This is a genomic window from Arthrobacter sp. KUASC02, from assembly GCF_059739395.1.
Genome location: NZ_AP046053.1, coordinates 2,219,626 through 2,234,929, shown reverse-complemented (window position 1 = coordinate 2,234,929; position 15,304 = coordinate 2,219,626). Strand labels below are relative to the sequence as shown.

The window sequence follows — 15,304 nt, the reverse complement described above, 5'->3', positions numbered from 1 at the left end:
GGAGACAAATGTTTCTCCACGGGAAAAGGGAATCATGCGCAGGGTCCTGGCTGCCGTACTGCTTGTCCTGCTCGGCCTGCTCTGCGGTTCAGGCGCCGCCCTGGCGGAGCCGCCGGTGGAGGTTCTGGTGGAGGACCGCGCCGGCGTGCTGGACCGCGGCCGGCTGCTCCCGGCGGTGGAAGCCATCGATTTCTACGAACCTACCCGGGTTGCCGTCTTCACCTACCGCGGTGCGGCGTCGGACAACCTCAACGAGGAAGTCCTTCGCTTCGCCCGCGCCGAACATCCGGAATGGATCAGCCCGGACGGCCAGAAATGGGCGGACGGCCTCTTCATCTTCGCTTTGGACCCTGTAGGCCGGCATGTGGGTACCTACATGGGCGAGGACCGCAAGGTTTCCCTGGAACAACGGGAGGACATCCAGAATGCTTCCAAGGATTTCCTCCGCGATGCCCAGTGGACCGACGGAACCATCGCCGGCATCAGGCGCGGAGCGGAACTGATCAACCAGCCCTGGTACCGGTCCACGGCGTTCCTTGTGACGGCATGGGGGGCCGTGGCGGCGGCCGTTCTTGGTGCCGCTACGTGGCTGATCGTGCGGTGGCGGACCAGGGTGGACAGCCGCCGGGAACTCGCCCGCGGGGACGCCAGCTACGCCAACGTGAGTATGGATTTGCAGGTCACCGAGCTGAACGCCGGCACCATCCCGGAGTCCTCACGCTACGGCAGCACCGTCCTGGAGAAGCACCGCACTTTCCTTGCCAAGTACAACGCGGCCACCCAGCTGTCCAACCAGGCACACGCACTGACTCCGCGCGCCTTGGGACGCCGGCCGAACCTGAAGCTGGTGCGGAATTATGCCGATGCGACTGCGGAACTGGATGCGCTCGATGACGTCATAGCGGACACCAACGCCCTGCTGAACCGGGGGTCGGCGTGGGCGCCGGCGTGGGACCGGCAGCTGGCGCCGTTCCGCAGCGACCTGGCCGGCATTGAACAGATGCTCAGCAGGCGCCATGCCGGGGGCGACTCGGCGACGGCATCGGCGCTCCGGTCTTTCCGCGACCAGAGCCACCGTGACATCGAGCGCTGGTCGGCCGAACTCGCCGAGGGCAGCATCAGCCCCGAAACTGCCTTGGACCGGCTGCGCGATGCCCGGACCCACCTGACCGAACTGCTGAAGGACCACGCGGACACAGTCATCGCGGGCTTCGCGAAGAACGAGCGGGAAGCCAACCTGATGCGCGAGGGAATGGACAACGCCCAGGCCGGCACCAGGGCCAAGCATGGCCGCGCTTACGAGCCCAGCATCCTGGGTACCGTCTATCCGTCGTACTACTTTTTCTCGGTTCCGGCTTTCAATACCGGATTCAGCACCGGCGTGGGCAGCGTCAGCACCGCCCGGGGCGGCGGCAGCACCACCGGCTATGGCGCAAGCGGCGGCAGTTTCTCGGGGTCCGGGAGTTCGTCCAGTTTCTAGGCCCGGGAATGTCGGCGGGGGGCCGCCGGTGTTCCGTCTCGGGGTCTCGACAAGAATCCGGGATCGGAGGAAGCTGGGCATCGTAAGACGATCGCTACATCGGTTCGCCGCATGGGTTCAGGCCCGGCAAACCGACTCCGCTGGCCGGTCGCCGTTGTGGCCCGGACAGCCCCATCCGCAACTCTGATTGATGGAGAGAGCCATGACCACGAATGTTGTCGCTCAACTCGCAGTGAAGTCGCACAATTCTCCGGACGAACAGCGCCGCCCCGACAAGACGGAAGTGGATCTTGTCTCCGTCGACGCCTACACCATCGGAAGGTTCAAATTTGAACCCGGCTGGCGCTGGTCCGAGTGCATCAAACCCGTTGTTAAGACCGAATCATGCCAGCTGAGCCATGTTGGTTTTTGCGTTTCCGGCAAACTCACCGTCCAGACCGCTGACGGCAACCAGATCAACATCGCCGCACATGACTCCTACAGCATCCCGCCGGGGCATGACGCGTGGGTCGAAGGGGACGAACCCTTTACCGGTGTGGAGTTCGTCAGCGCCGCGGTCTTCGCCAAGTCACCCGAGTAACCGGCCGCGAGTAGCCGGCCGCGCCGGAGCAGCCGGGCGCTAAACAGCCCGGTTGGCTGCGGCGCAACTACCGCATCGGCGCAACTACCGCAGCACTAGTGCGGGTTCACTGCTGCGGGTGGATCTTGTCAATCACGAAGTCCCCGCCGGGGATGACAGTGGTCTGATGGCCGTCGTCGAACCGCACCACGTACGGCGGCGCTCCATCCGCACCGTGAACCTCAACGATCTGGCCGTGCCGCTCCGACGATCCGACCGTCTTGCCCCGGATCGTGATCCGGTCTCCCTGGGTTGCCTTCATGGCAATCACCTCCAAGAACCAGAGTACGAGCCTCGGGGCGGGGATAACAGGGCCGTTGCGCACTGGAAGTTCGAGGGTGCACGGCTGGGGAAACGACTGAACTGGCCATATCTCGGGACCGAGGGGGACCTGCAATGGCGGAGGAGAAACCCACCAACTGGTGGGCTACGCTGCCCGGCTTGCTGACCGCCGCAGCAGCTGTGATCACCGCTCTGACGGGGCTGCTGCTCGGGCTGGGACAACTGGGGGTGTTCGACGCCGGCCGGCCGGCGGCTTCGACGGCGAGCGCCTCCGGTACGGCTTCCCCGGGCGCTTCTGCCGGCACCGTACAGCCAGGGGCTGGTGCGTCATCGTCCGGGTCCGGCTCCGGCAACGGAAACGGCGCGGAGTGGAAGGTAACCCTGCCGACCGAGCGCACGTACCGGGCCGCCGACGTCGAATATGAAATTCTCAGCGCGAGTGCGCGCCCCGATGTGTCCGGCAAAATCGCACTGACCCTCACGCTCAGGTGCACCAACCACGGCCGGTATGACCTCAACTTCTGGGACTCAACGTTCAGGCTGAACGTCAGTGGCGTCAGTTACTCCCCCGACCCCGGCCTGAACGAGCTGGTGGCGGGCGATTCGAGCAAGTCGGGTGACGTCCGATTCACCGTTCCGGCGGACACCCGCGACGCGCTGCTGCGCATTAAATTTGCGGAAGGCGAGAGCTCGGCCCGGCTCGCCGTCTCGCCGCCCTGAGGAAACTGAGGAACTAAGGAAACTGAGGAAACCGAGGAAACCGCGAGCCCGGCCGGAGTGTGAATACGCGGAAGGCCGGCGACCTGCTGCCCCCAAGGCAGCTGATCGCCGGCCGTTGCGCCCGCACTGTGTGCGGGTTACGCCCCCGCTGGTGCGCCCGCTTGATGAAGCGGCGGGGAGTCTAGGCTCCGGGGCGGACGAAGGTCACGCCGCCGGTGGCCGTCAGCCAGGAGAGAGGGTGCGTGACGGTGGCGTTTACGCCGTTCATTCCGCCGCTGATCACCTGGCCGTCGCCGATGTAGATGCCGACGTGGCCGGACTGCACCACCATGTCACCGGGCTGGGGCTCCCCCACCACGGAACCGTAGTTCATGAACTGCATGGGCCCGAGGTCGCCCACCGGAATACCGGCTGAGCCAAGGGCCTTTTCCACCATGGCGGTGCAGTCCTGGGTGATGCCCAGCTGCGCGTAGGCGGCAGAAACCATGGCCGCATTGACACCGCCGGCAGCAGGCGCAGGGGCGGGAGCGGGCACCGCGGCCTGGACCTGCACGGAAACAGCGGGAGCAGCAGGCGCCGGAGCTGCCGCGGGGGCGGGGGCGGACGCCACTGCGGGGGCAGGCTCTTCGACCGGCACCTCCACAGGGGCGGGCGTGGTGCTGACGTCCGGGCGTTCATAGCTGATCCTGACGTGGGAATCAGCGCTGAGCGGTGCACCCACCTGGGCATTGTTGTCAGGGGCGGACGCCGGAGCTGAGTCACGTTCCGCAGGGGCCTCAGCGGCCTGTGCAGCCATGCCGCTGGACAGGACCAGGCCCGAGGCAGCGGCTATGACCGCAACCTGCCGGCCCACCCTGCTCCGACCCCCGGCCGAAGTGGCCCCGGAGCGCCCCGCGGGCGCGGTTGAGCGATGATGAGCGGGCAGTTTACGTGAAAGCATGAATTAACCTCTCCCGATGCCTGCGAGGTTAGCTGTCGGATTCGGATGGGAGACACCCGGCCGCAGCGGCCGTCCGCAGTGCGGATGGCGTGCGGCTTCACCCCGAAGACCTGCCCAAACTATGCAGGTCAAAAGTGGTTTCCCCGTCCCTGCCGGATGGTTTTGATCGGATCCCGGACCGCGGCAGGGTTAGGCAATCCGCCCGGGAGTGCCGGTATCTGAGACAACGGGCACCGTTCCACCGTACGTGGGTCACCGCCGGAATGTCACATCAAGGTAACGGGTCCGCCGGGCGCTCCCCTGGCACCGCTGCGGCCCGACGCAGGCGGCCCCCCGCAGGTAGCGGTACTCCACATATACTTGGATCCGCGGTTTGTCAAATTCGAGTGTTTTCCATTGACGCCGCGAGGCGTAGTCTACGTGCATGTTCTTGCGGGGGGACTCACATGCCTGGAGGAATCATGCGTTGGTCAAATCGCCCTGTCCACAACCAGCCACGCCATGTGGCGGAACTCCCGGCGCCTACCGCCGGGCATAGGAACAACCGGCGCTGGGTCGCCATCCTCGGAGCGCTGCTGCTGGCCGTCAGCACGGTAGCGGGCGTCGCCGGCACATCGAAAGCCGCGGGACCAACCATCGTCAGCCTCACGTTCGACGACGGCCTCGCCAGCCAGTTGGCCGCCGCGCAGGAGCTGAAAGCCCACGGCCTGGTGGGAACCTTCTTCATCACCACGTCCTTTGTGGGCCAGTCCGGGTTCCTCACCCAGGCGAACCTGCAGACGCTGGCCGCCGACGGCAATGAGATCGGCGGACACAGCGTGACCCATCCGGACATGACAACGCTCAGCGCAGCGGCTGCAAGCGCGGAGGCCTGCAACAGCAAGTCGACCCTCGAAGGCTGGGGCTTCACCGTCCGCAACTTCGCCTACCCCTTTGCGGCGGAGAATGCGACGGCACGGTCAGCGGTCAGCGGCTGCGGATATTCCACGTCCCGGGGCCTCGGCGACATCCGCTCTCCCGCCAGCTGTGCCGGCTGCCCCGTCGCCGAAACGCTGCCGCCGCCGGAACCCATGGTCACCAAGGCACCGGACCAGGTGGCCGCGACGTGGAGCCTGGCGGACCTGCAGGCCACCGTCACCAACGCCGAGACGACCGGCGGCTGGCTGCAGCTGACCTTCCACGAGATTGCCAACGGAACGGACCCGTCCCTGTCGATCAGCCCTGCACTGTTCAAGGAATTCGTCACGTGGCTGGCCGCGCGGACAGCAAACGGTACGACGTCGGTCCGCACAGTCGCGCAGGCATTGGGCCAGTCCCCGGTGTCGTCACCATCGCCCTCACCATCGCCCTCACCTTCGCCGTCTCCGTCTCCGTCCCCCTCGCCGTCGCCGTCGCCGTCGGGCTCGTTCACGGACGTTCCGGCGAACGCACAGTTCTTCACGGAGATCAGCTGGCTCGCCTCGCAGGGGATTTCCACCGGCTGGATTGAAGCGAACGGAACCAGCACCTACCGTCCGGCGCTCGCCGTCAACCGCGATGCCATGGCCGCCTTTATGTACCGTCTCGCCGGAAGTCCGGCGTTCACACCGCCCGGCACCTCGCCGTTCATCGACGTCACGCCACAAACGCAGTTCTACAAGGAAATCTCCTGGCTATCGTCGAGGGGCATTTCCACCGGCTGGGATGAAGGCAACGGCGCCAGGTCGTATCGGCCGCTACAGACAGTGAACCGGGACGCCATGGCTGCCTTCATGTATCGCTTTGCCAGCAGCCCCGCCTACAACGCACCGGCCAGTTCCCCGTTTAGCGACCTGGTCCCGCAGACGCAGTTCTACAAGGAGATCACCTGGCTCGCGTCAATGAACATCTCCACCGGCTGGGATGAAAGTAACGGCACCAAGACGTTCCGTCCCGTCCAGCCCGTGAGCAGGGATGCCATGGCGGCCTTTATGTACCGCTACAACACCGCCTTCCCAAGGTAGGACACGGCATGGAGCGGAATTCCAGGTGAAACACTATTGCGTGGCGATCTGCCAGCTGAGCGATCAGCCACCGGAGGACTTCGACGTCAATACCGAGCTCCTGATCCTTGAGGGCAAGGAACTCCATGTGGCGACGTGGGACGCGGAGCCGCGGGACGGCGGCTTCGACGTCCTGGTCCTCAACGACCGCGTGAGCGCCCTCGGGTTCATGGTGGTCACCGACTGGGAGTTCCTGGAAGGCAGGGCCTACGCGGTGGTGGAGCGACGGGCCGGCGGCTGAGGGGCATCCGCCCGCGACAGCACGGCCGCCCGCCTCAGCCACGGATCCGGATCCCCCGCCCAGCGGTCCAGCACAACATCCGCCCTCGCCCTCGCCTGCCCTTCCAGCCCTGCGATCAAGGGACGGACGACGTCGTGTGCGAGGGGGTCCGCCAGCTCGCCCAGTTGCGCCTCCCGCACAAAGCCCTCGATCCGGGTCAGGTCGGAGTTGTCCAGGAGGGCAACCCGGGACTGCAGCAGGACAACCGCCGCCAGCCGGCGTTCGAAGACGGGCACCGACCACAGCTCGGTGCTGAGCGCGGTAATGTCATCGTGCGCCAGGTCGCGGTGGCGGCGCAGCATGTCGCGGACGGTCCCCCGCACGGCACCCACCGAGGCGCCGTAGTACTGAAGACCGTCGCCGAACCGGGCCTGTGCTTCTTCTGCCCGAAGCCAGGAGCTCTCACGCTGCAGCGAGGCATCCACGAAGTCACAGGCATCAGTCACCCCACCATTCTGCCGTTCCCGCCGGTGGAAGACCGAACTCCGGAAGGCGTTTCGTCGCGGGCTACCGCGGGCAACCGATGCGGCCGCTAGGGACAAGGTAGTCCTCCGGTCCTGCGGCGTGAGATGCTCGGTCCCATGCGTGAACTGGTCGTTCTCGGCACCGCCTCGCAGGTTCCCACGCGGAGCCGCAACCACAACGGGTACCTGCTCCGCTGGGACGGCGAGGGCCTGCTCTTCGATCCCGGCGAAGGCACCCAGCGGCAGATGATCCACGCCGGCGTCTCAGCCAGCCAGGTGACGCGGATCTGCCTGACCCACGTCCACGGCGACCACTGCTTCGGGCTTCCCGGCGTCCTGTCGCGCATGGTGCTCGATGGTGTGCAGCACCCGGTGGACCTGCATTTTCCGGCTTCCGGCAGCGAGGTGGTCCGTGCCCTCGTGTCCCTCGCCTCACCCGGCCTCGACCTGCGGCTGCACCCGCACTCCGGACCGGGGCCGATCGCGCCCGGGCTCGAGGTGCAGCCACTGCGGCATCGCATTGAGACGTTCGGATACCGGCTGGTCGAGCCGGCCAGCCGCACGCTGCTGCCCGACCGGCTTGCGGCAGCAGGGATCTCGGGACCGGACATCGCGCGGCTGCAGCGGGAGGGGAATCTGGACGGGGTGCGGCTGGAAGACCTGAGCATTCCGCGTCCCGGCCAGAGCTTCGCGTTCGTGATGGATACCGCGGAATGCGACGGCGCCCGGGAACTCGCCGAAGGCGTGGACCTCCTCGTGGCGGAATCAACGTTCAGCAACGACGACGCCGGGCTGGCTGCCCGGTATCTTCACCTCACGGCCGGGCAGGCCGGCGATCTGGCGTCCGCTGCCGGGGCCGGACTACTGGTCCTGACGCATTTCTCATCCCGCTACGGGGACGTCGGTGTGCTGGCGGAACAGGCCGGTGCCCGCGCGGGCCGGGCCGCCGTCGTCGCCGCGCAGGACCTGGACAGGATCCCCTTGCCAAGGCGGGAGCGGGCCCCCTGGATTGCGGGCGGGGAACACCGTCAGTAGACGAAGATGTCGATCCAGGCCCGGTTGTGGGCATGCAGCAGGACCAGGAACAGCACGAAGTCGAACAGCAGGTGCACGGACACGATGTAGGACAGTGACTTGGTCCGGGTGAAGATGAACGCCTGGAGAAGGGCGAAGGGAAAGATGAACACCGGCGCCCAGGCGTGGAAGCCCAGTTCCCAGAGGAAGGACGTGAACAGGACAGCCTGCAGTACGTTGGCCTGGGCCAGCGGCAGGTGCCGGCGCAGGAGGATAAACACGGTGCAGATAAAGAACAGTTCATCCCAGATCCCCAGCACGTTGGTGCCCAGGAAAAGCCGGAAGATCCCCTCCGGGTCGGACACCGCGGGCCAGTTGCTGTAGACACCGGTGTTGACCATATACGCGGGAAGCACCGCGTACCCCATCAGGACGACGGCGGCCAGGTACCATTTCTCCGCCCGGGTCCAGGGGTGACCGGTCAGCACCGGAAACTTCACCGCATGGTCCTTGTAGACAAAACGCGAAACTGTGTAGGGAACGCCCACAGCGAGGATCATCGCCGTGCCCATGACCAGCATGTGTTCGGTGCTGATGTCCGTGGTGATCGGAACCAGGCTGATGGCCACGAGCCCGGCGGCGATCAGGGCCAGGTCGCGCAGGAGCGCCCGGTCGATCAGTCCGGCCATAACGAGGGCCAGCGCCAACAGCCCGTACCCAGGAACTTTCTGTTCCAGGACGAACAGGACAAAACCGGAGAGAGACACAAGCGTCGCGGGGAGCAGTTTCGTCGAAAGAGAGCCGCGGATGCCGGCCCGGCGGCCGGCTCCTGCTCCGGTTCCGGCGGCGGGCGAACGGTTAGACATACTTGCTGAACCAGGCCAGTGTGTCGTTCCAGGCGGCGGTGGCCTGGGTCTCGTTGTAGCGCTCGCCGGTGTCGTTGTGGAACGCATGGTCGACGCCGGGATAAACCTTTAGCTCGTGCCGGACATCAGTGGCGGAAAGGGCATCGCGGAGGGCCGGCATCGCTCCGGTGATGCGGTCATCGAGTTCGGCGTAGACGCCCAGGACGGCCGGCTTGATGGCGGGGACCTTGTCCAGGTCCGGGGCGGGACCGTAAAACGCCGAGGTGGCCTTCAACCCGGACAGTTCCGTCGCCGCCTGCCAAGTGATGCCGCCGCCGAAGCAGTAGCCCGTCATGGCAATCCGCCCGGAATCGACGAAGTCCTGTGAGTTCAGGTACTCGAAGGCAGCCGAAAAATCCGCGACGTGGCGCTTCGCTCCGGCCTGGGTCAGTGCACCCGGGACAGCGTCCCGGTCCAGGCTGGCCGTTCCTCCCTCCCTGCTGAGCAGGTCCAGGGCCAGGGCGGCGTAGCCGGCTTTGGCGAAGCGTCGTGCCACGTCCTGGATGTGCGGGGTCAGCCCACGGTTCTCATGGCAGATGAGCACGGCGGCTCCGGGTTTGCCGCCTTCCGGCCGGGCAAGGTAGCCGCTGATGTCGGTGCCGGCGGAAGGGAACCGCACGGTTGCGGCCACGACGCCGGCCGCCCCCTCCGGTACGGACAGCGGGCTTTTGGCTCCGGGCACCGCGCCTGAGGAAGCGGTGCCGGTGGCCGTGCCGGTGCCGTTTGACGCTACGGACGGGGTGGGCATCGGGTCGGTGCTGCGCGGAAGCTCCTGCGGGGTGCAGCCCACCAGGGCCATGGCGGCCGCAGCAGCGGCCATGCTCCCGGTGATGAACGCCACCCGGCGGGTAAACGTGTGCTGGCTCATGGCACCGGCACGGTAGTCGTCGAAGAATTCCTCGATCAGGTATTTCTCAAATTTTCCGAGCTGCTGGGTCATGGAGCGCCTCCTGCCGTTTGCCAATTATCCTCCCCCGCGGTCCATCACGGGGCAAGGGCTGCCGGGCTTGGCGCAGCGCAGCGGCTCAGGGCGTGGCCCTAGAACGGGTTGAGCAGCCGGTCCACGAACTGCCGGGTGCGTTCCTCCCGCGGGTCGCGCAGCACAGTGTCCGGGTGGCCTCGTTCCACCACGACGCCCCCGTCCATGAAGATGACTTCGTCGGCCACCTGCCGGGCGAATGCCAGCTCGTGGGTAACCACCACCATGGTCCAGCCCTCGTCCGCCAGCTCCTTGATGACAGTCAGTACATCGCCCACCAGCTCAGGGTCCAGGGCCGACGTCGGCTCGTCAAACAGAAGGAGCTGCGGCCGCAGCGCCAGCGCACGGACAATGCCCACTCGCTGCTGCTGCCCCCCGGAAAGTTCGAAAGGGTAGCTCTTCTCCTTCGCTGACAGCCCCACGCGGGCAAGCAGCTCCCTCGCCTCGGCGATGGCTTCGGCATTGGGGCGTTTCTGCACCTGGACCGGGCCCTCGATGATGTTTTCGAGGACGGTCTTGTGCGGAAAGAGGTTGTAGTGCTGGAACACCATGGCGCTCCGGTCCCTCAAGGCGGCCAGCTGCTTCTTGGTCACCGGCGCTGAAAAGTCGACGGCGAGCTGGCCGGCAAAGTCCACGACGCCGTCGTCGGGTATTTCGAGCCCGTTGAGGCACCGCAGGACCGTCGTCTTACCGGACCCGGACGGCCCGATCAGGGCCACGACTTCGCCGCGTCGGACGTTCACGTCCACGGATTTCAGCACTTCATGGCTGCCGAATGCCTTGCGCAATCCCCGTACGGAAAGCAGCGCGGCATCGTCCGGGAGAGCGGATTCAGTGGGCGACATAGCGGTCCAATCTCTTTTCCAAGGCGGACTGGCCTCCGGCCAGGACCAGGCAGATGATCCAATAGATAACCGCTGCCTCCAGATACAGCAGCATGAATTCCTGGCTGAAGGCCGCCACCTGCTGCGCCTGGCGGAAGAGCTCGGTGACCAGGATCAGGGACGCCAGCGACGTGTCCTTGACCAGGCTGATGAACGTGTTGGACAAGGGCGGTACCGAGACCCGGGCGGCCTGCGGGAGGATGATGCGCACCAGCGACTGGCGGCGGGACATGCCGATGGTATGGCCCGCCTCCCACTGCCCCTTGGGAACGGACAGGATGGCCGCGCGGATGACCTCGGCCGCGTACCCGCCCACGTTCAGGGAGAACGCGATGATGGCGCTGGGCCACGGGCTGATGGTGATCCCGATCGACGGAAGCCCGTAGAAAATGACGAAAAGCTGGACCAGCAGGGGTGTGCCGCGGATGACCGAGATGTACATCCGCGCAACGGTGGAGAACACGGGGTTCCGGCTCAGCCGCATCAGCGCGATCAGCAGTGCCAGCAGCAGCCCGAGGACGAAGGACGCCAGTGCCAGCGGAATCGTGCCCGTTACCGCGCCGGTCAGGATGGGCCCCAGCGAGCTCCAGACGAGATCCCAGTTGATAGTCATGCGCTGACGCTGCGCTCGCCGCCGTCCGCCACCCCGCTACTTCGAGACGTCCGCGTCAAAGTATTTCTGCGAAATCCTGGTCAGCGTGCCGTCGGTCTGCAGTTCGCCGAGGGCCTTGTTCACGGCCTCGGCCAGGCTGCTTGACCCCTTGCGGAAGGCGAGGGCGCTGAGCGATTTGTCCGTGGTCTCGGCGGCGATCTTGATGCCGCTGTCCTTCGCGGTCTTTTGGTAGTCCAGATACGTCAGTTTGTCGTTGATGGTGGCGTCAACACGGCCCTGCTTGAGCAGTGTGATCGCCTGCGCCCAGCCTTCCACGGCCTCGACATTGGCGCCGCTTTCCTGAGCCAGTTTGTACCAGTTGCTGGTCAGTGACTGCGCGGTGGTCTTGCCCTTGAGGCTGTCAAAGGAACTGACGCTGCTGTCGTCGGCCTTAGTGACAATGACGCCGGTGCTCACCGTGTACGGTTCGGAGAATTCGTACTTCGCCTTGCGTTCGTCGGTGATGGAGACCTGGTTGGCCACCACGTCGAATCTCTTGGCCTCCAGCCCGGCGAAGATGGCGTCGAACTGGGTTTCCTGGAAGGAGGGTTTGACGCCGAGCTTTTCAGCGACGGCGGTGATGATCTCGACGTCGTACCCGGTCAGCTCGCCGCTGCCGTCGGCGTGGAACGAGAAGGGCTTGTACGTGCCCTCGGTGCCGATCTTGAGCTCACCTGCGCTCTTGACGTCGCTCAGGGAGGTGTCTGCGCCGCCCGCCGGGGCTGAGCCGGACGGTGTGGTGGACCCGGAACCGCAGCCGGCAAGGGCAAGGGCTGCAGCTGCCATGAGGCCGATAGCGGAAAGACGTGTGCGCTTCATGATGAACCTTCGTCCTGTAGCCGGAAGGGCTCGCCAGCTGCACCGCAGGCCGGCAGTCCACCTCCGACGATAGCAACATCTGCCTTGGGGAGAACAGATGCCCCGCGGGTTAGGCTCATCCCATGTCGCCCGATCGCTACCTCGCCGAGCTGGCCCGCCTCCTGGAAGGCCTCACCGCGCTCGCCCGCCAGCCCGACGACGTGCTGTCCCGTTCCGTACCGGCATGCCCCGGGTGGACGTTGGAACAGCTGTTCGGGCACCTTGGCTCCATCGAACGCTGGGCGGCAGCGGTGGTCCGCAGCGGGCAGTACGTCGAGGAACCGGCGCCTCCGGCCACGGGTGCGGCCGCATGGTTCATCGAGGGCGCCGAGCCGTTCCTCGCGACGATGGCGTCCCTGGATCCCGGGGCACCGTGCTGGAACTTTGGACCGCCGCCGCGCACCGCGGGCTTCTGGCTCCGGCGCCAGGCACACGAGCACGCCGTCCACCTCATCGACGCCTGCCAGGCGTCCGGACGGGCGGCACCGGCTTTGGGCAAGGACTTCCTGCTCGACGGCGTCGACGAGGTCCTCGCGATGTTCACCCCGCGCCAGGTGAGGCTGGGGCGAATGCAGCCACCGGAGCAGGCAGTTTCGTTCCGCGTGCCCGGCGCGGGAGGCCGGGCAGCGGGTACCGGCGCGGGCGCGGGCGCTTGGACCGTGGGCAGCGGCACCGCGGCGGCATCCGTCACCGCGGCATTACCGGACATGTACCTCGGGCTCTGGGGCCGCTCCAGCCTCCAGGAGAAGGCCGTCATCGACGGCGACGCAGCCCTCGCACTGCGCGTTCTGCGGGAGCCGCTCACACCGTAAGGCGGACTGGCACGCAAGGCAACCAGCCGCCGTCGTGCGCTTGTTCAGGCTTGTGACTGGACGACTTCAGCGCGGCGGAACCTTCAACGCTATCGGCTTTCAGCGCGGCGGAGCCTGCGCTGGCGTGCCGCACCGCTGATCCGGCCCTGAACCATCAGCAGCCGGGGAACGGCAAAGTAGACGGCCGTGGGGACCACCACCAGGGTCAGGACGAAGGCTCGAAGGACCGATGGCCATTCCGGAGCAACGACTCCCAACACGTACATTCCCAGGGCCGCCATGGGAAAGATCGCCACCCAGGTGATGAATGCCCTCGTGTGGATGGACGCCAGGCCCGGGGGTCGATGATGGTGCACGTCCGTCTCATCTGCCGCCAGGGCCCTGCCATCGTGTTCCACTCATTCTCCAAACGTTTAGTTGGACTTGATGCTAGCGAGCCGTTTGCCGCAAAAGCAAACGGACAGTTGGAGATAGAATGACGCGATGGCCTGGGACACGGATGCGACACGGGAGAAGCTGCTCGATGCCGCCATCTCCGAGTTTTCGGAGCGCGGCTTCGCGGGGGCACGAATCCACCAGATCTCCCTGGCGTCGGGGTGCAACCGCGAACGGATCTACTTTTACTACGGCGGCAAGGCACAGCTCTTCGAAGCTGCACTTGGGCGTCAGCTCGTGACGGCATTGGAGGACCTCCCCGTAGTGGGCTCGGGTCCCGGGGCCGTTGCCGACTTCGCTGGCAGGTACTTCGACTTCTCGACCAGCTTTCCCGGCCTGGCCCGGCTGACGTTCTGGGAAGGACTGGAGCGCGGCCATCCCGTTGACGCAGCACGTCGGGCGCTGCTGGCAGCGGACAAGGCTGCTGAGATCCGTCATGCGCTCCCGGCGATCACTGAGGCTGCGGCCGAAGACCTGCTGTTGACCATCGTGACGCTGTGCCACGCCTGGGTGGCCATCCCGAACGTGCGTGCCGTGATTACCCCGACAGGGGACGGGACGCGCCGGCGAGCGTCGATCGTGCGGACGGTTGAACTGCTCTCCCGGGACGCCGAGAGCCCGGGACCGCTTCCCTACTGACGTGCCGGGCCTTCTTGGATAAGCTCAGGTTCTCACGGGCCGTTGGCCCAACCGCCCCGACGCTTCGGCCAGGGCCGAATGACTGCCGGGCTGAGCAGAGAGGCCAGTCATGGACTTTGCAGCGGACTATTCGCGATCGCTTGACCCGTTCCCCCAGTACCGGGCGATGCGGGAGAGTTCACCCGTCTTCCAGGACGAGCAATCCGGGAGCTGGCATGTCTTCCGATATGACGACGTCCAGCGTGTGCTGTCCGAACATGCAACCTTCTCCTCAAGAATGGGCGGGGACGATCCGTCGGAGACAGGCCAGCTGTTTGCGGCGAGCCTGATCACCACGGATCCGCCCCGGCACCGGCAGTTGCGCTCGCTGGTGACCCAAGCCTTCACCCCGAAGGCCGTGGATGCGCTGGCTCCCCGCATCTCAGCCCTCACGGATGAGCTGCTGGACGGAATCGCTCCTGCGGGCACGGCCGACCTCATCGCGGGCCTGGCGTACCCGCTGCCGGTGATCGTCATAGCGGAACTCATGGGCATACCCCCTGGTGACCGCGACCGTTTCAAGCAGTGGTCCGATGTCATCGTTAGCCAAACGCGGTCCGGAGCGGAGGATGCTGACCACCACGCCACCAACGTTGAGATGACCGGGTACTTCCTGGACCTGATCGAACAGCGCCGGAGGCAGCCTGGAAACGACCTGATCAGTAACTTGCTCTCGGCCGAGATTGACGGGCAGAAGCTCAGCGTGCCCGAACTACTGGGCTTCTGCAGCCTGCTGCTGGTTGCCGGCAACGAAACGACCACCAACCTGATCGGCAACGCGGTCCTTTCCTTCACGGAAGTGCCGGGTACCTTCGAACGGCTCCTCGCCGAGCCGCAGCTGCTGCCGCAGGCCATCGAGGAAGTGCTGCGCTACCGTTCACCGGTCCAGTCCATGTACCGGGTCGCGGCCGCCGACACTGCTTTGGGCGACGTCCAGATTCCGGCCGGCGCCCCGCTGGTGGCATGGATCGGATCGGCGAACCGCGACGAGCGGCACTTCACGGAGCCCGACGAGTTCGACATCGATCGTGGCCCTTCCCGGCATCTCGCGTTCGGCCAGGGAATTCACTTCTGCCTTGGCGCCCCACTTGCCAGGCTTGAAGCCAGAATCGCGCTGGAGGCTACCCTGTCGCGGCTGCCAGGCCTAACGGTCGCCGCAGGGTCCCGGCTGGAACGGATGGACAGCACCATTGTCTACGGACTCAAGGAGCTTCCGGTGACGTGGGAGGCGGGCTGAACCCGCTGATCGCCATCAGCACCCGGCCGGAGGCATACTCATCA

The 15,304-nt window shown here is 66.1% G+C and carries 18 protein-coding genes and 1 riboswitch; of the genes, 9 read left to right on the top strand and 9 right to left on the bottom strand.

Annotated features, from left to right (window positions below):
* The first annotated feature begins 34 nt into the window (after nt 1-34).
* Both AC6JAC_RS10265 and AC6JAC_RS10260 read left to right on the top strand, forming a co-directional pair.
* Nucleotides 35-1,480 (top strand): DUF5129 domain-containing protein, encoded by a 1,446-nt coding sequence (locus AC6JAC_RS10265; RefSeq protein WP_497964562.1) that lies wholly within the window; start codon nt 35-37, stop codon nt 1,478-1,480.
* A 202-nt stretch (nt 1,481-1,682) separates the two neighbouring features.
* A complete protein-coding gene (locus AC6JAC_RS10260; RefSeq protein WP_028269051.1) occupies nt 1,683-2,060 on the top strand; it encodes a cupin domain-containing protein in 378 nt (125 codons plus the stop codon).
* Nucleotides 2,061-2,166: 106 nt separating this feature from the next.
* Here AC6JAC_RS10260 and AC6JAC_RS10255 read toward each other — a convergent pair whose 3' ends face one another.
* A complete protein-coding gene (locus AC6JAC_RS10255) occupies nt 2,167-2,361 on the bottom strand; it encodes a DUF1918 domain-containing protein (protein ID WP_043437319.1) in 195 nt (64 codons plus the stop codon).
* Nucleotides 2,362-2,495: 134 nt separating this feature from the next.
* Here AC6JAC_RS10255 and AC6JAC_RS10250 point away from each other — a divergent pair, with 134 nt between their 5' ends.
* Nucleotides 2,496-3,101, top strand: a complete 606-nt coding sequence (locus AC6JAC_RS10250) for a hypothetical protein (protein WP_497964560.1) — start codon at nt 2,496-2,498, stop codon at nt 3,099-3,101.
* Nucleotides 3,102-3,282: 181 nt separating this feature from the next.
* Here the strand turns inward: AC6JAC_RS10250 and AC6JAC_RS10245 are convergent, their stop codons facing one another.
* Nucleotides 3,283-4,041: an NlpC/P60 family protein gene (locus AC6JAC_RS10245; RefSeq protein ID WP_497964558.1), complete on the bottom strand. Its 759-nt coding sequence runs from the start codon at nt 4,039-4,041 to the stop codon at nt 3,283-3,285.
* A gap of 3 nt (nt 4,042-4,044) precedes the next feature.
* A riboswitch (cyclic di-AMP (ydaO/yuaA leader) is annotated at nt 4,045-4,237 on the bottom strand.
* A 265-nt stretch (nt 4,238-4,502) separates the two neighbouring features.
* Between AC6JAC_RS10245 and AC6JAC_RS10240 the strand changes: the two genes are divergently transcribed.
* Both AC6JAC_RS10240 and AC6JAC_RS10235 read left to right on the top strand, forming a co-directional pair.
* Nucleotides 4,503-6,023, top strand: coding sequence for a polysaccharide deacetylase family protein (locus AC6JAC_RS10240; RefSeq protein WP_497964556.1), 1,521 nt, complete (start codon nt 4,503-4,505; stop codon nt 6,021-6,023).
* Nucleotides 6,024-6,048: 25 nt separating this feature from the next.
* Nucleotides 6,049-6,303, top strand: a complete 255-nt coding sequence (locus AC6JAC_RS10235) for a hypothetical protein (protein ID WP_156037032.1) — start codon at nt 6,049-6,051, stop codon at nt 6,301-6,303.
* On the opposite strand, the gene AC6JAC_RS10230 is transcribed toward AC6JAC_RS10235, so the two are convergent.
* Nucleotides 6,270-6,788 carry a DNA alkylation repair protein gene (locus AC6JAC_RS10230; protein WP_454698736.1) on the bottom strand — a complete coding sequence of 173 codons (519 nt, stop codon included), beginning with the start codon at nt 6,786-6,788 and terminating at the stop codon, nt 6,270-6,272. The genes AC6JAC_RS10235 and AC6JAC_RS10230 overlap by 34 nt on opposite strands.
* A gap of 135 nt (nt 6,789-6,923) precedes the next feature.
* Here AC6JAC_RS10230 and AC6JAC_RS10225 point away from each other — a divergent pair, with 135 nt between their 5' ends.
* A complete protein-coding gene (locus tag AC6JAC_RS10225; protein WP_497964554.1) occupies nt 6,924-7,841 on the top strand; it encodes a ribonuclease Z in 918 nt (305 codons plus the stop codon).
* Here the strand turns inward: AC6JAC_RS10225 and AC6JAC_RS10220 are convergent.
* The 5 genes from AC6JAC_RS10220 to AC6JAC_RS10200 form a co-directional block, all read right to left on the bottom strand.
* Complete coding sequence (locus AC6JAC_RS10220) at nt 7,835-8,686, bottom strand: CPBP family glutamic-type intramembrane protease (protein WP_497964552.1); 852 nt, start codon at nt 8,684-8,686, stop codon at nt 7,835-7,837. The two genes, AC6JAC_RS10225 and AC6JAC_RS10220, sit on opposite strands and share 7 nt — an antisense overlap.
* Nucleotides 8,679-9,665 (bottom strand): dienelactone hydrolase family protein, encoded by a 987-nt coding sequence (locus AC6JAC_RS10215; protein ID WP_497964550.1) that lies wholly within the window; start codon nt 9,663-9,665, stop codon nt 8,679-8,681. Before AC6JAC_RS10215 ends, AC6JAC_RS10220 begins: the two co-directional genes overlap by 8 nt.
* A gap of 98 nt (nt 9,666-9,763) precedes the next feature.
* The gene (locus AC6JAC_RS10210) at nt 9,764-10,549 is read right to left on the bottom strand and encodes an amino acid ABC transporter ATP-binding protein (RefSeq protein WP_497964548.1); all 786 of its coding nucleotides are present in this window, start codon (nt 10,547-10,549) and stop codon (nt 9,764-9,766) included.
* Nucleotides 10,536-11,201 (bottom strand): amino acid ABC transporter permease, encoded by a 666-nt coding sequence (locus AC6JAC_RS10205; protein WP_497964546.1) that lies wholly within the window; start codon nt 11,199-11,201, stop codon nt 10,536-10,538. Before AC6JAC_RS10205 ends, AC6JAC_RS10210 begins: the two co-directional genes overlap by 14 nt.
* A 36-nt stretch (nt 11,202-11,237) precedes the next feature.
* Nucleotides 11,238-12,059 (bottom strand): amino acid ABC transporter substrate-binding protein, encoded by an 822-nt coding sequence (locus tag AC6JAC_RS10200; protein ID WP_497964544.1) that lies wholly within the window; start codon nt 12,057-12,059, stop codon nt 11,238-11,240.
* Between the two features lie 122 nt (nt 12,060-12,181).
* On the opposite strand from AC6JAC_RS10200, the gene AC6JAC_RS10195 reads away from it, so the two are divergent.
* Nucleotides 12,182-12,910 (top strand): maleylpyruvate isomerase family mycothiol-dependent enzyme, encoded by a 729-nt coding sequence (locus AC6JAC_RS10195; RefSeq protein WP_497964542.1) that lies wholly within the window; start codon nt 12,182-12,184, stop codon nt 12,908-12,910.
* An 89-nt stretch (nt 12,911-12,999) separates the two neighbouring features.
* Here the strand turns inward: AC6JAC_RS10195 and AC6JAC_RS10190 are convergent, their stop codons facing one another.
* Nucleotides 13,000-13,308 carry a putative antibiotic biosynthesis monooxygenase gene (locus tag AC6JAC_RS10190; protein WP_231510974.1) on the bottom strand — a complete coding sequence of 103 codons (309 nt, stop codon included), beginning with the start codon at nt 13,306-13,308 and terminating at the stop codon, nt 13,000-13,002.
* Nucleotides 13,309-13,393: 85 nt separating this feature from the next.
* On the opposite strand from AC6JAC_RS10190, the gene AC6JAC_RS10185 reads away from it, so the two are divergent.
* Together AC6JAC_RS10185 and AC6JAC_RS10180 are read left to right on the top strand one after the other, a co-directional pair.
* Entirely contained in the window at nt 13,394-13,984 is a 591-nt protein-coding gene (locus AC6JAC_RS10185) for a TetR/AcrR family transcriptional regulator (protein WP_497964540.1), read from the top strand.
* A 109-nt stretch (nt 13,985-14,093) separates the two neighbouring features.
* A complete protein-coding gene (locus AC6JAC_RS10180) occupies nt 14,094-15,260 on the top strand; it encodes a cytochrome P450 (protein ID WP_497964538.1) in 1,167 nt (388 codons plus the stop codon).
* Nucleotides 15,261-15,304: the final 44 nt, after the last annotated feature.

Excerpts from the sequence above, each read along its gene's own strand:
- AC6JAC_RS10200 (WP_497964544.1), bottom strand. The coding sequence starts at position 12,059 with ATGAAGCGCACACGTCTTTCCGCTATCGGCCTCATGGCAGCTGCAGCC.
- AC6JAC_RS10240 (WP_497964556.1), top strand. The coding sequence starts at position 4,503 with ATGCGTTGGTCAAATCGCCCTGTCCACAACCAGCCACGCCATGTGGCG.
- AC6JAC_RS10220 (WP_497964552.1), bottom strand. The coding sequence starts at position 8,686 with ATGTCTAACCGTTCGCCCGCCGCCGGAACCGGAGCAGGAGCCGGCCGC.
- AC6JAC_RS10215 (WP_497964550.1), bottom strand. The coding sequence starts at position 9,665 with ATGACCCAGCAGCTCGGAAAATTTGAGAAATACCTGATCGAGGAATTC.
- AC6JAC_RS10255 (WP_043437319.1), bottom strand. The coding sequence starts at position 2,361 with ATGAAGGCAACCCAGGGAGACCGGATCACGATCCGGGGCAAGACGGTC.
- AC6JAC_RS10265 (WP_497964562.1), top strand. The coding sequence starts at position 35 with ATGCGCAGGGTCCTGGCTGCCGTACTGCTTGTCCTGCTCGGCCTGCTC.
- AC6JAC_RS10210 (WP_497964548.1), bottom strand. The coding sequence starts at position 10,549 with ATGTCGCCCACTGAATCCGCTCTCCCGGACGATGCCGCGCTGCTTTCC.
- AC6JAC_RS10180 (WP_497964538.1), top strand. The coding sequence starts at position 14,094 with ATGGACTTTGCAGCGGACTATTCGCGATCGCTTGACCCGTTCCCCCAG.
- AC6JAC_RS10205 (WP_497964546.1), bottom strand. The coding sequence starts at position 11,201 with ATGACTATCAACTGGGATCTCGTCTGGAGCTCGCTGGGGCCCATCCTG.
- AC6JAC_RS10225 (WP_497964554.1), top strand. The coding sequence starts at position 6,924 with ATGCGTGAACTGGTCGTTCTCGGCACCGCCTCGCAGGTTCCCACGCGG.
- AC6JAC_RS10195 (WP_497964542.1), top strand. The coding sequence starts at position 12,182 with ATGTCGCCCGATCGCTACCTCGCCGAGCTGGCCCGCCTCCTGGAAGGC.
- AC6JAC_RS10260 (WP_028269051.1), top strand. The coding sequence starts at position 1,683 with ATGACCACGAATGTTGTCGCTCAACTCGCAGTGAAGTCGCACAATTCT.
- AC6JAC_RS10250 (WP_497964560.1), top strand. The coding sequence starts at position 2,496 with ATGGCGGAGGAGAAACCCACCAACTGGTGGGCTACGCTGCCCGGCTTG.
- AC6JAC_RS10245 (WP_497964558.1), bottom strand. The coding sequence starts at position 4,041 with ATGCTTTCACGTAAACTGCCCGCTCATCATCGCTCAACCGCGCCCGCG.
- AC6JAC_RS10185 (WP_497964540.1), top strand. The coding sequence starts at position 13,394 with ATGGCCTGGGACACGGATGCGACACGGGAGAAGCTGCTCGATGCCGCC.